At 42.2% G+C, this 12,954-nt stretch carries 12 protein-coding genes; 8 read left to right on the plus strand and 4 right to left on the minus strand.

Going from position 1 to position 12,954, the window contains the following annotated elements; translation table 11 throughout:
• From LPA49_RS19280 to pepB, 3 genes are all read right to left on the minus strand, one after another.
• Positions 1 to 249: helix-turn-helix domain-containing protein (locus LPA49_RS19280; RefSeq protein WP_218640583.1), on the minus strand; the 249-nt coding region annotated here is incomplete at its 3' end.
• A gap of 686 nt (positions 250 to 935) precedes the next feature.
• Positions 936 to 1,502 carry a phosphoribosyltransferase gene (locus LPA49_RS19285; RefSeq protein WP_036970696.1) on the minus strand — a complete coding sequence of 189 codons (567 nt, stop codon included), beginning with the start codon at positions 1,500 to 1,502 and terminating at the stop codon, positions 936 to 938.
• Positions 1,503 to 1,695: 193 nt separating this feature from the next.
• Positions 1,696 to 2,991 (minus strand): aminopeptidase PepB, encoded by a 1,296-nt coding sequence (pepB, locus tag LPA49_RS19290; protein WP_036971743.1) that lies wholly within the window; start codon positions 2,989 to 2,991, stop codon positions 1,696 to 1,698.
• 161 nt (positions 2,992 to 3,152) lie between these two features.
• Between pepB and sfsA the strand changes: the two genes are divergently transcribed.
• Entirely contained in the window at positions 3,153 to 3,872 is a 720-nt protein-coding gene (gene sfsA, locus LPA49_RS19295; protein WP_199525318.1) for a DNA/RNA nuclease SfsA, read from the plus strand.
• Here the strand turns inward: sfsA and LPA49_RS19300 are convergent.
• Positions 3,862 to 6,411, minus strand: a complete 2,550-nt coding sequence (locus LPA49_RS19300) for a penicillin acylase family protein (RefSeq protein ID WP_118844034.1) — start codon at positions 6,409 to 6,411, stop codon at positions 3,862 to 3,864. The genes sfsA and LPA49_RS19300 overlap by 11 nt on opposite strands.
• A gap of 147 nt (positions 6,412 to 6,558) precedes the next feature.
• Here LPA49_RS19300 and LPA49_RS19305 point away from each other — a divergent pair, with 147 nt between their 5' ends.
• The 7 genes from LPA49_RS19305 to panC all read left to right on the plus strand — a co-directional run bounded on the left by LPA49_RS19305 (position 6,559) and on the right by panC (position 12,914).
• Positions 6,559 to 7,548: an AraC family transcriptional regulator gene (locus LPA49_RS19305; protein ID WP_036970703.1), complete on the plus strand. Its 990-nt coding sequence runs from the start codon at positions 6,559 to 6,561 to the stop codon at positions 7,546 to 7,548.
• 211 nt (positions 7,549 to 7,759) lie between these two features.
• The gene (dksA, locus tag LPA49_RS19310) at positions 7,760 to 8,203 is read left to right on the plus strand and encodes an RNA polymerase-binding protein DksA (protein WP_036970706.1); all 444 of its coding nucleotides are present in this window, start codon (positions 7,760 to 7,762) and stop codon (positions 8,201 to 8,203) included.
• Positions 8,204 to 8,223: 20 nt separating this feature from the next.
• Complete coding sequence (gene gluQRS / locus LPA49_RS19315) at positions 8,224 to 9,168, plus strand: tRNA glutamyl-Q(34) synthetase GluQRS (RefSeq protein ID WP_074988884.1); 945 nt, start codon at positions 8,224 to 8,226, stop codon at positions 9,166 to 9,168.
• Between the two features lie 293 nt (positions 9,169 to 9,461).
• The gene (gene pcnB, locus LPA49_RS19320; protein ID WP_230237504.1) at positions 9,462 to 10,748 is read left to right on the plus strand and encodes a polynucleotide adenylyltransferase PcnB; all 1,287 of its coding nucleotides are present in this window, start codon (positions 9,462 to 9,464) and stop codon (positions 10,746 to 10,748) included.
• Positions 10,749 to 10,750: 2 nt separating this feature from the next.
• The gene (gene folK / locus LPA49_RS19325) at positions 10,751 to 11,239 is read left to right on the plus strand and encodes a 2-amino-4-hydroxy-6-hydroxymethyldihydropteridine diphosphokinase (protein ID WP_118844031.1); all 489 of its coding nucleotides are present in this window, start codon (positions 10,751 to 10,753) and stop codon (positions 11,237 to 11,239) included.
• Positions 11,240 to 11,268: 29 nt separating this feature from the next.
• Positions 11,269 to 12,063 (plus strand): 3-methyl-2-oxobutanoate hydroxymethyltransferase, encoded by a 795-nt coding sequence (panB, locus tag LPA49_RS19330; protein WP_036970718.1) that lies wholly within the window; start codon positions 11,269 to 11,271, stop codon positions 12,061 to 12,063.
• Positions 12,063 to 12,914 carry a pantoate--beta-alanine ligase gene (panC, locus tag LPA49_RS19335; RefSeq protein WP_036970720.1) on the plus strand — a complete coding sequence of 284 codons (852 nt, stop codon included), beginning with the start codon at positions 12,063 to 12,065 and terminating at the stop codon, positions 12,912 to 12,914. Before panB ends, panC begins: the two co-directional genes overlap by 1 nt.
• Positions 12,915 to 12,954: the final 40 nt, after the last annotated feature.

Below are 12,954 nucleotides of genomic sequence, written 5' to 3' on the forward strand. Positions count from 1 at the left end.
GAAGAAAGCACTGGTATAACCGAGTGACCAACTGTTTGCTGTCATCGTTTTTAACACTTCTACCTTAAATGCTTGAGAATAAGGTTTGTGAACAGACCTGAAGCTTTCAGCGCCATGAATTCGATAAATAGCGGTCCAATATCGGACCTGCCTATCTGTAACATTAAATCTGTTACTTACTGTCGAAGAGCTTTCAGACAAAGCGAGCTCTGCTATTTTGAGCTTAAAAGCTCGATGATGTTTGGACATAAAAAGACCCCCAGTAATTGGAATGTCCAACTATTGGGGGTCACTTCATTATGCGCGGTTTTTTATTACATCAATATCACCCTGCCGAAAAGAAGCTTTTGATACCACGGCTCTACCTCCTAAAAAACCCCTCAAAATTAGTATGTTAAACAACAGTTACCATGAGTTTTATTCTCTTGAACATGTGAGCATGCTAAATGTGCTTGCTGATCTTTAACATTCTAATAGTGCCCTAAAATAATTCGGTAAGATTGAGGTTTCAGAGCGGTGCTGTATACACCCTAAAAAGACAAGAGATAAATTAAATACATTCCCGAAGCACTAACTTTTTATTCTCATCAACAACAACGAATAGCAGCTGGGACTAGTAGCAAACAAGGCTAAATAACAAAAAGCGATCTTCAACAAGCACTATCAAATGATACTAATTCGCTTAATTAAGTAAGAAATTTTGAGGCGATAAAACTTCGTTGATAATAAAGCAAAATTTCGGTATTTAGTTGTTCTCAGCAATTGCTCCTGCATTGTTCTACCTCCTGCTTCGATGCAGCCGTAAATAAGAAATTTTTAGCCCGGTAGTGACCTGTTTAATCTCTCAAAATGATTAAGTATTATTGCGAATTGGTGTGAGAACTGAATACAAAAAAGACCCTAAACAGGGCCTTTTTCATACATTTTTAAAAAACTTACTTTTTGAGCAGTAAATCGTGGATATTGGCTAAATCCGATTTACCTTCAATAATTTCATCCGGTGTTAAGCCTGAAAGCTCGTGAGGGAACACCAGCCACTCGTCAGACTCATGAATATAATAATCTGGCACCATGTCTACCTTTGAGTTTTTAGGCTTGTAGTAGGGGCAAGCAACGCGAATATCGCGTGGTAAGTTTAAGCGCATTAATTCAGATAACTTTTCTTTTAATGCAAAAATACTGCGGCCAGAATCAAAAACATCATCCACAATAAGCAAAGAGTCACCCGCATTTGCATTTTCAATAATATAATGCAGGCCGTGTACTTTAATTTCTTTCGATTGCTGATTGATACCGTAATACGATGATGTACGAACAGCAATGTGGTCTGTCTCTATGCCTTTGTAATCGTAGTATTCTTGTACTGCAATACCAATTGGAGCGCCACCACGCCAAATACCAATGATGAAATCAGGACGAAAACCATCGTCATAAACTTGTGCCGCAACACGAAATGAATCTTCGAGAAGCTGCTGCGCAGTGATATAGCACTTATCTGACATAAATAGAAACCCCAGTGTGAATTGATCATCCAAGTGTAGTTAATGAAATATAAACTAACCACTTGATGAGAAAATGTGGGGCGAGATTTTATACTATATTGTGCGAAAAATCTTGTATCCGTTTGTAAAATTACCAAAAACGAAAAACGCCCATCATCGGGCGTTTTTACTTATTTAGTTAGCAAACTGGTTATTACGCTTTCTCTAATAACGTTCTTGCTACTGTGCGCATCCCTTGGGTTGTTGCACCTGCAGCCCACTCGCTTGTGCTACCCATATTAAATGCTGCTGCAAGGTCAATATGAACCCATCCCTTGCCATCATTTGGCACAAAGCGAGATAAGAAACCAGCCGCATTCGATGCACCACCATAGCCACCGCCTTTTTGTGGGCGGCTGTTTGCTGTATCAGCATATGGTGAAGGGCAATTTTGTTGATGCCACTTCTCAAGCGGTAATGGCCAAGCGCCTTCCATTTCTTGCTCTGCAAAGTCTTGCACTTCACGGACAAATTCTTTATCAAGGCCAAATAGTGCGTTGTACTCTTGACCAACAGCCACCAGTGCAGCACCGGTTAGCGTTGCTGCATCAATAATTAATGGCGCACCGGTTTCACCCGCAGCCATTAAGCCATCAGCAAGCACTAGACGGCCTTCTGCATCGGTATTAACAATTTCAACTGTGGTGCCATTTTTATAGGTAAGAATATCACCTAGTTTATATGCATGGCCTGAAATTAAGTTTTCAGCACAACATAGGAATAATTTAATGCGCTTATTAACGCCACGGTTAATCGCAAGTGCTAAACCAGCCGTTACGGTTGCTGCACCGCCCATGTCACACTTCATGCCTAGCATGCCTTCACTTGGCTTAATAGAGTAACCGCCAGAGTCAAATGTAATACCTTTACCAACTAGCGCAGCGGCCACTGGCGCCGTTTCGTCACCCGTAGGGTTATAGTCTAGCTCAAGTAGTACAGGTGGGCGCTCACTACCACGACCAACCGCATGAATACCAATCCATTGCTGCTCAAGTAATGCATCCCCTTTAATAATTTGATAGCTAACATGCTCAGGCGCTAATGACTGAATAAACTCAGCCGCTTTACCAGCAAGGCTTTCAGGGAAAATATCATCAGCGGTCCCATTGATCATTTGACGAGCCCAAGTCGCTGCTTGCGTTAAAGAAGCCAGCTCTTTGCTGTCTGTTTTTGCATTCTCGGCAAATTCAACTGCGTCTAAATTCTTTGGTGAAACAAAGCCTTGGTAAAAAGCCCACTGTGTTTCTGTGCACCAAACATCACCCGTTAGCGCAATATTTTTTAAACCTTGATTCGCTAACGTACGCGCTGCTTTCTGAACGTTTTTAAGTGTATCTTGTTCAGTTAAATGAATAGTTGCGCCTTGTTCAGTAAAAGAAAGAGAGGCTTTATCACCCCAATGTGCGGCAGCAGCCTGCTCGCTTAGTTGAACTAAAAATTTTTCCGACATGTTAGAATACTCTTTTTGCGCTAAAAATTGTTCACTGAGTTTACTACAGGCTACGTCAGTTCCCAACCGCTTGCGATAAATAACGCCTTAAATGACAACCAAGGTGCACTCTGCTTGGTTATTCACTTACAATATAGAAAAGCTCAAATAAAAACAAAATAATGAAATTTAATCCTCCATTACAATCAGCCACTTTATTAAAGCGCTATAAGCGATTTTTGGCTGATTTAGTCACGCAAGATAATCAACAATTTACAGCACATTGCGCCAATACAGGCAAAATGACAGGCTGTGCCGAGCCAGGTTTTAACGCGTTTTACTCAACCAGTGATAACCCAAAACGTAAATACCCGCAATCGTTACAACTCACCCAAAATCAACATGGGCATTTAATTTGTGTTAATACTGCAGTTGCTAATCAAGTCGTTCAAGAAGCTCTCGAAAATCATCTTATCAAGCAGCTTGATGGCTACGATACACTGCAAGCTGAAGTGAAATACGGTCAAGAGAATAGCCGCATCGATTTTTTATTAACGGCTGAAAACACCGCTCATTGCTATGTTGAGGTTAAGTCAGTGACCTTGCTATCAGAGGAAAAGCCAGAAACTGGTCAAGGTTACTTTCCCGATGCTAAAACAGTGCGAGGACAAAAACACCTGCGCGAGTTAATAGAAATGGTGCAACAGGGGCACCGAGCTGTTTTGTTTTTTGCTGTATTACATCAAGGAATTAATACAGTCAGTGGCGCATCACATATAGATGCTAAATACAGCGAACTATTAGTACACGCCGTTGACTGTGGTGTAGAAGTATATGCTTATAAAGCAGAGATTTCAGCCAGTCACATTGTACTGGCTGAAGAAGTGCCGTTTATTGCTTAGTCATTGAGATATCAATTTCATCGATCAGATTTTGTTCTATATCTGCTTCTTTGTAGTATAACGGTCTGAGTTTTGCTGTTTGAGAATAATAACGGCTTTGATCATCAAAGTGCTCTGAACGTGAATCAGAGCTCTGTGACATGGTTAATAATCCTTTAGCAACCGGTCCATCCTCAGTAAAATTCATCACAAACATCCAGCTTGAACCATAGTTCACAGGGTAGCCTTGCGCTGATAAATTTGACGCTAAAGGTTGGCCTGTAACTGCATCCGGTAATGTTTGATAATCAGCATAAGGTATCAGAGTAGAGCGTGTTAAATTACTTCTATCGTATCTGAAAACATTAAAGCCTCCCTCAACATGCATCGGCCCAGCCCATGGAAGCTGCTCACCTGAAGCATGCCCTCCGGCCAGTGATTTTTCTACGAACTGAAGCTCAGCTAAAGTACTTGTTAATGGCACCCCATTCGCCTGCACATTTAACATAGCGTGCGCCAGCGCTTTTAATGCAACTTTATCTTGGCGTAGAGTATGAGGCGTATTAGCCGGGTCTGTAACATCAAAGTTGTTATATAAGTGTGCTGAAGGATTAAATAGATGCGCAAACTCACGGATCAATGCAGCACCTTCTGTATCTAAGTTCATAGCACCATTCCAGTTAGCAACGATATCGCAGGCAGGACTAATATCCACGTCAATACCCGCTGAAACTTGCACCGGTGTATTTCCTTGGGCAATACATTGTGAGGCTAAATCGGTAAACACCAGTTCACCTAAGTAGATGCGATTGCCAATTAATGCCTGTTCTAATTCATCAAGTGTAAATTTACCGTCTTCTCCCCCGCCTTCTTGCAATAACTTCAGACCCATTCGTGTTCTTAGTGATAAAGGCTTATGTACATCACCATACTGCGCAGCAAAACCAAGTAAAGGCTGTTTTAAGTTTGTCACCCAATAACTATCATTCGAGTTTTGTACATAGTCTGTCCGCGTAAGCTGGGGTGCTTCAGAAAAAGGCACTTTACCTTGGCTTTCAAAAAGCTTCATGTTGCCAGGCACCAAATCAAAGCCCGTTGATTCCCTCAAAGCAACGAGCTCAGGCTGCAAACGAATTGCTAGGTTAGCAGTGTCATCTAATTTAAGCACTGTGCTGTCATCAACGTAAAAAACAGTGCCCGTTTTATCTGTTGCCATCGTATTGTTGAACGACACCCCATCAAACTGAGCGAATGACGCTTTCATATCATCAAGACTCACGGCTTGGTTGAGTGCTGACCACTGCGCTACAACATCCATATTAAATTCATTGGCATCTTTTATGGTAAATGCTTGAGTGTCATTCCAGCCTAACCCTCTTTCAGCAGGCGTTTCTAGCATCAAACCATGGTGGCTGTAATAAAATGGTTTTGTAAGCTCAATCGTTGTGTTTGGCCCCACAGCAACCTCCACCGTTACCATTTTACTGGTAATAGTGTGTTGCTCACCCTCAACACCATAACTCATGCGATCATTTTCATTTAATGCGAGCTGATAAATTAAAAAGTGACGTGCCGTCGAGAAGGTGTGCGTCCAGGCCACATGTTCATTAAAACCTATATTAATAACACCAGGCATGCCTTGCAGGCTCCCACCCATCACATTCATGGCACCAGGGACTGTTAAGTGTGACTGCCAAAAACGCAAATTTCCTTCATGAGGAAAATGTGGATTTGCTAATAATCCGCCCTGACCGTTGGCCATCATCTCTTTACCCAGCCCCCAGCCATTTGAGCCCAAGTGCTCAAATTTCTTCTCTAACTTAAATTGCTTTGCTTGCTGATTTATATTTTTAACAAGGCTCGAAACGGCACTCGGTTCACTACCACTTGGCACAGGCAAATACTCATCACCATCACCTGGGTTTGCAAAAAATGCTAATTCTAAAAAGTTAGCTGAGCTTGCAAGTTGCACTGTCGCCATTGAATAAGCCAGCATATCTTGAGCCGTTAAGCTAATAACCCAAGGCTGAGATGCACATTCAGGCGCTAAATTTTCAGCCCCCGTATCAGTCACATATTTATTGAAGCCCTGCACAAACCCTTCAAAATGAGCACGACTTGTTTCATCTAATTCAGCATAATGTTCCGCCGCATACTCATTTACACCTAGAGCTTTATAACCAAAATCAGAGATTAAGTGTTTTGAATCGCCACTCCCCGCAACTTGATCAGGGCCATAGTATTTAGCACGCTCGCCGCGGGTTTTAATTATTTGATCCATTAATAAACACGCATGATCTTTTGCATAAGCATAGCCACTGCCAAATGCCAAGCTTTCAAGGTTTGATGCTGTAATATGTGGGACGCCATAACTTGTCCAACGAATATTGGCATCAAGCGTCTTGTTATCTGCAAAAGTAGGTATTGCGACCTTTACAACATCTTCAGGTTCGGGTGTTGTCGTAACGGGGGGCTCAACGGTTTTGTTATCGTTATCTGAGTTACAACCTACAGCAAGAAATGCGGCTGCAATGCTGAACATTATTGGATGAAGTTTCATTGTGCTTCCTTTATTATGAGTATTATATCCATCAACCAGCTTGCCTTAATTAAAAGACTAAATCTTGACCCTCCACGCAAAATATTGACTTTGCGCGCCTAGTCATGCAGCTTAACTGTTGCTAATAATAATAAAAAATGAACGACTATGTTTTATGTCAATAGCCAAATCATTCGCTCCTTGGTCTATTTCTTACAAAAACAAGGGCTTGAAAAAGAACAGCTGCATGCATTACTTGCTGAGCGCCGCTGTTATCTCAATGAAACTAGCTACCGATTTCCTGTATCAGATTACGAATCGTTAATGCATTATGCTGACACCCAGCTTAAGCAAGAGCATATAGGCCTTTTGTTTGGTCAATCACTCAAAGCACAAAACTGGGGGCTATTGGGGCATGTCGCCTTGGTGAGTCAAAATCTTGAGAAAGCGCTGCAGCATGCGCAAAGATTAAATTCACTGGTAAGAAACATTGGTCGAATAGAGCTGAGAAAAGTGCAGCAGCAATGCCAACTGAGCTGGCATGCACGAAGCCCAATACGACATTACATGGTAGATGAACTGTTTAGTAGTTGGTTATCGTTTGCAAACCACTGCTGCCAGCAGAACGCTGAACTTGCGCTTGAAAAAGTAACCCTTACCAGACCCATTCCGAGCACTGCGAGTGTGCACATTTATCAGCATACTTTTAACTGCCCTATCGAATTTGGTGCCAAATCCAACAGCCTTATTTTTAATGAAAAACTACTTAATAGCCGTTTACACTCGCCAAACCCAGAGCTTGAACAACTCTTGTTATCGCAAGCGGGAGATTTAACGCCGTATGCAGATCATATTAATGAATTAAATGCCTTTATTGCCTGCCAATTCCCTGTTATTCCAAGTGTTGAGCAAGCCGCATTACAATTAGGCTTAAAGAAACGCAGCTTGCAGCGCTACCTCACTGGGCAGCAACTAAGCTTCACAAAGTTAATTGATCAGCAAAGAAAACAACACGCAAAACGCATGTTACTGCAAGGCTATTCAGTGCTTGAGATCAGCAATAAACTGGGATTTTCAGAGCAGAGTGCTTTACAACGCGCATTTAAACGCTGGTACGACACAACCCCCAAAAAGTTTCTCAATGAACACATGTTTTAAGTTGTAATATGATTTTTTGCCCATATAACTTAGCAAATTAAAAATTGCACGGGCCGTGTAAACGAATAAAACCGCCCATTCTTATTTTTAAAGTCGATAAGTTGGGGCATACAGGATTAATTAAAAAATAAATTTGCCTCAAACAGAAGATTCTGCTATTTATAGCCGCCGGCTAATGCTGGGCAAAATATTAAGGATTTAGGAGAAAGTTATGCCAGACCAGAAAAGACTAGGGTTATTGGCTCAGGCCGGGTTAGAGCCGTATCAGGAACAGCCGGGTGAAGAGTATATGAATGATGCACAACGTGCTCATTTTAAAACAATTTTAGAAGCTTGGCGTAACGATTTACGTAACGAAGTAGACCGTACTAAATCGCACATGCAAGATGAAGCAGCTAACTTTCCAGATCCAGTAGACCGTGCAGCACAAGAAGAAGAGTTCTCTTTAGAGCTTCGCACTCGTGACCGCGAACGTAAACTGATCAAGAAAATTGAAAAAACAATTCAATTAATCAAAGATGATGACTTTGGTTATTGTGAATCATGTGGTATCGAAATTGGTATCCGCCGCTTAGAAGCGCGTCCAACAGCTGATTTATGTGTTGACTGTAAAACGCTTGCGGAAATTAAAGAAAAACAATCAGGACGCGGTTAATTACATACATTAATTAACCTATGTCTACCACAGCCGTTAATGCGCCTATGCGCACATACAGGGGCCGTTTTGCGCCATCACCTTCTGGGCCATTGCACTTTGGCTCATTAATAGCGGCTGTGGGCAGCTTCCTTGATGCAAAATCAAATCAAGGTAAGTGGCTAGTCAGAATAGAAGACATTGACACAACCCGTGTTGTACCCGGCGCAAGCGATGACATATTACGCACTCTAGAAGCGTATGGGCTGCACTGGGACGAAGGCGTTATCTACCAAACTAAACGCCATACTGAATACCAAGCCGTTGTTGACGCACTCATTACAAAGAACCTTGTCTACGCCTGTCATTGCACCCGTAAAGAAATCAAAGCAATGGGCGGAATATACCAAGGGTATTGCAAATCAAAACATCACCCATTAAACGATTCTGCACTGCGCTTAACTCAGCAATTTGCGACGAGTGAATATCATGACCTTATTCAAGGTCAGGTGAATATTGACAGCCGACTTGCTAAAGAAGACTACCTTATAAAACGAAGTGATGGCTTATTTGCTTATCAGCTGGTTGTCGTCGTCGATGATATTGCACAAGGAATAAGCCACGTGGTGCGTGGAGCCGATTTACTCGAGCCAACAGCAAGACAACTCAGCTTATTTAAGCAACTAGGGCAACCAGCACCTAACTACGCGCATCTACCATTGGCTGTTGCAAAGCCCGGTTTTAAATTATCAAAACAAAACTACGCACCGGCCATATCAAAACGAGCGCCAAAACCAGCATTATTTGATGCGTTTCGTTTTTTAGGTTTAAACCCAGAGCCTGCTCTATTGTCTTCAACAGTCGAAGAAATGCTTAATTGGGCAATCTCAGCCTACCGTATTGAAAACATCCCAACAGCGCTAGAAATACAAGTTAGTGAGAATCCACACGCCACTTTTTGTGATTTTCAAGTCATTACAAAATAAATTGCCAATTTTAAAGGCAGAGTAACTTAATTTTTGAGCCACGCTGGTATATGATAGCGACCCAAAGTGTGCGAATCATTAACACCATACTGTAGCGTCATATAAAACACACATTTACTGACTCAATCTCATATCGACGAAGTGAAAAAACACACGCTATACTTGATGAGTCGCAAAGTCCGCGTCGTAGGAGACAGATTATTATTTCCAAGCTTTTTCAATTTTGTCGGCAAATTATCGGCCCAAATGCCTCGACTTCAACAAATGCCGCACAAACGAGCGAGTTACCTTTGGTGATCGAGCGCAGTGAACATGGTATTTCACGCAAACAATTTAGCCCAAATGCAATCAAAGTATTATACCGCCTCAAAGAAGGTGGCTACGATGCTTACTTAGTCGGTGGTTGTATTCGAGATATATTGTTAGGCCAACAACCTAAAGACTTTGACGTAGTTACAAATGCGACGCCAGAACAAATCAAAAAACTATTTCGTAACTGTCGCCTAATTGGTCGTCGCTTTCGTTTAGCGCACATTGTGTTTGGCCGTGAAATAATTGAAGTTGCTACGATGCGCGGCCATCATGAAGCCGACGAAGAAAAAAACCACGTTAGCCAATCTAGCGAACATGGGCAACTGCTGCGTGATAATGTGTACGGTAGTATTGAAGAAGACGCCGAGCGTCGAGATTTCTCAATTAATGCGCTGTATTATTCAATTAATGATTTTTGCATCTATGACTACGCCAACGGTATTAGTGCAATAAAAGCCAAACAGGTTGAATTAATTGGCGATCCAGAAACCCGCTACCGTGAAGACCCTGTACGTATGCTGCGTGCAGTCCGTTTTGCAACAAAGTTAGGCATGACCATTTCGCCTTCGACAGAAAAGCCAATGAAAGAGCTTGCAAGCTTATTAGACCACATTCCTCCTGCACGTCTATTTGAAGAGTCACTCAAGCTGTTTTTAAATGGTAAAGCAGAAGAAAACTATATCATGTTGCGTCAGTATGGCCTTTTCAAAGCCCTATTCCCTGCCCTTGATAAAATTTTGAATGCTAACCCAGATGGACTCGAGAACGCATTTATTCTGCAAATGTTTAAAAACACAGATAAACGTATCAATGCAGAGAAAAAAGTAACCCCTGCGTTTATATTCGCTGCACTATTGTGGTTCCCGTTATTAGACATCGCTAAAAAATTACAGCAACGTGACCAACTTTCTGAGTTTGATGCATTTGCACAAGCGATGAATAAGGTACTCAGTGAAAGCGCACAACATATTGCCGTACCTAAACGGTTCACTTTAGGCGCTAGAGATATCTGGCATATTCAACAACGCCTTGATAAACGCGGTGGCCAACGCGCATACCGGTTAACGCAACAGCCTCGTTTTAAAGCTGCTTACGACTTTTTACTATTACGTGTTCAAGCTGGTGAGCAGCAACATCAAGAACTTGCTACGTGGTGGACGGCGTATTTAAGCCAAGATATAAATGGCCAAAAAGAGATGGTTAAGGCACTTGGCCATCAAGGTGGCCCTAAACGCCGCCGTCGACCTCGTAAGAAAAAAGCAGAATAAACATGAACATAGTGTATTTAGGGTTAGGCGCAAATTTAAATGCGCCACGTACACAAATTCGTAATGCTATTACAGCATTACAAGGGCTACCAGAAATTGAGCTGGTTTGCGTATCGCATGATTACGCAAGTAAGCCAATGGGGCCACAAGATCAACCCGACTATGTCAATGCGGTTGCGTGTATTAAAACGGCTCTGCAACCAGAGCAACTACTCGATTTAACCCAAGCAGTAGAACGTGATCATGGCCGTGTACGTAAAGAAGAACGTTGGGGACCTCGCACCCTTGATATTGATATTCTATTATTTGGTGACCAAGTGATCGACACGCCTCGCCTTACCGTGCCTCATTATGGCCTCGTTGAGAGAGAGTTTGTTGTTTATCCTTTATTAGAGATAGCCCCTTCTCTTGTTTTACCGAATAACCAATCACTTGCTGATATAACAAAAACGTTGCCTTTAAACGATTTACAAAAACTCCCTCAGCAGTAATCAACCTAGGCGAAGCCTTAGAGGAAATTATGTCTAAAATCACCGTTTCAACTCTTAATAAAATGAAACACGAAAAACAAAAAATTACCGCGCTTACAGCTTACGATGCCAGCTTTGCAAAATTGTTTCATGATAATGGCGTCGAAGTGATTTTAGTCGGTGACTCACTGGGCATGGTTTTACAAGGTGGTGATGACACATTAGCAGTAACGAACAGCGAGATTGCTTACCATACACGGTGTGTCCGCGCCGGTAGCCGCGAGCTATTCATCATCGCTGACTTACCTTTTATGACCTACTCAAACCCTGCCGATGCGTGTAAAAATGCAGCCGAGTTAATGCGTGCTGGCGCCAACATGATCAAACTTGAAGGTGGCGAGTGGTTACACGACAGCATCCGCGCAATGACGCAACAAGGTATACCTGTGTGTGGTCATTTAGGTTTAACACCTCAGTCTGTGCACGTATTTGGCGGCTTTAAAATTCAAGGCCGCGAACAATCACAAGCTGATAAAATGCTTAGCGATGCTAAAGCGCTTGAAGCTGCAGGTGCACAATTATTGGTATTAGAGTGTATTCCTAGTGAATTGGCTAAGCGTATTACCGATGAATTAACTATCCCTACAATCGGAATTGGTGCTGGCAATCAAACCGACGGACAAATTTTAGTTATGCACGACCTCGTCGGCATTTCAGCTGGTTATATCCCTAAGTTTTCAAAAAACTTTTTACTTGAAACAGGGAATATGCCAGCAGCCGTGCAAAAGTATTGTGAAGATGTAAAAAGTGGTGCTTTCCCAAGTACCGAACATGAGTTTAAATAATGCAATCAATCACTGAAATTAAATCGTTACGTAGTCAAATCAAAGCTTGGCGTCAAGCTGGACTTAGCATTGCACTCGTCCCAACCATGGGCAACTTGCACCAAGGGCATTTTTCATTAGTTGAAAAAGCAAAAACATTAGCCGATAAAGTCGTCGTCAGTATTTTTGTTAATCCTATGCAATTTGGCGCCAATGAGGATCTCGACAACTACCCGCGCACGCTCAACGAAGATAAACAAGGCCTAGCAGAACTTGAAACTGACATCGTGTTTACGCCGTCAGTTGAAACCATCTATCCAAATGGCCTTGGTGAACAAAGCTTTGTTGATGTACCTGGCGTGTCGATGGGTTATTGCGGTGGTTCACGTCCCGGCCATTTTAAAGGTGTCGCCACCGTTGTGACTAAGTTATTCAATCTTGTGCAACCTGACTTTGCCTGTTTTGGTGAAAAAGATTTTCAGCAACTGCAAGTGATTAAAACCATGACACGCGATCTCTCTATCCCTGTCGAGATTGTCGGTGTACCTACGTGCCGTGAAATATCAGGCCTTGCTATGAGCTCACGTAATGGCTATTTGTCTGATGAGCAAAAAGACACCGCAAAAGTATTATTTGCAACCCTTAACGAGACGGCTGAGCAGCTAAAACAAGGCCAAACGAATTTCGCTGAATTAGAAGCTAAAGCCAAAGCCACGCTTGAAGCCGCAGGCCTAAAACCTGATTATTACTCGATTGCCGAGCGTTCAACGCTAAAAGCTGCATCAGCAGCGGATAAACAACTGGTTATTTTAGCCGCAGCCTTCTTAGGATCGGTTCGTTTAATTGATAATTTGCAAGTTACGCTGGATTAAGTTTCAACAATCTGGGTAAGATGGATTTAAAAGAATAGCC

Source organism: Pseudoalteromonas sp. MB41, assembly GCF_020966275.1.
Classification (GTDB): Bacteria; Pseudomonadota; Gammaproteobacteria; order Enterobacterales; family Alteromonadaceae; genus Pseudoalteromonas; species Pseudoalteromonas lipolytica.

Bases quoted from the DNA above. Each gene is read 5' to 3' on its own strand.
- LPA49_RS19285 (WP_036970696.1), bottom strand. From the start codon at position 1,502: ATGTCAGATAAGTGCTATATCACTGCGCAGCAGCTTCTCGAAGATTCA.
- pepB (WP_036971743.1), bottom strand. From the start codon at position 2,991: ATGTCGGAAAAATTTTTAGTTCAACTAAGCGAGCAGGCTGCTGCCGCA.
- sfsA (WP_199525318.1), top strand. From the start codon at position 3,153: ATGAAATTTAATCCTCCATTACAATCAGCCACTTTATTAAAGCGCTAT.
- LPA49_RS19300 (WP_118844034.1), bottom strand. From the start codon at position 6,411: ATGAAACTTCATCCAATAATGTTCAGCATTGCAGCCGCATTTCTTGCT.
- LPA49_RS19305 (WP_036970703.1), top strand. From the start codon at position 6,559: ATGTTTTATGTCAATAGCCAAATCATTCGCTCCTTGGTCTATTTCTTA.
- dksA (WP_036970706.1), top strand. From the start codon at position 7,760: ATGCCAGACCAGAAAAGACTAGGGTTATTGGCTCAGGCCGGGTTAGAG.
- gluQRS (WP_074988884.1), top strand. From the start codon at position 8,224: ATGTCTACCACAGCCGTTAATGCGCCTATGCGCACATACAGGGGCCGT.
- folK (WP_118844031.1), top strand. From the start codon at position 10,751: ATGAACATAGTGTATTTAGGGTTAGGCGCAAATTTAAATGCGCCACGT.
- panB (WP_036970718.1), top strand. From the start codon at position 11,269: ATGTCTAAAATCACCGTTTCAACTCTTAATAAAATGAAACACGAAAAA.
- panC (WP_036970720.1), top strand. From the start codon at position 12,063: ATGCAATCAATCACTGAAATTAAATCGTTACGTAGTCAAATCAAAGCT.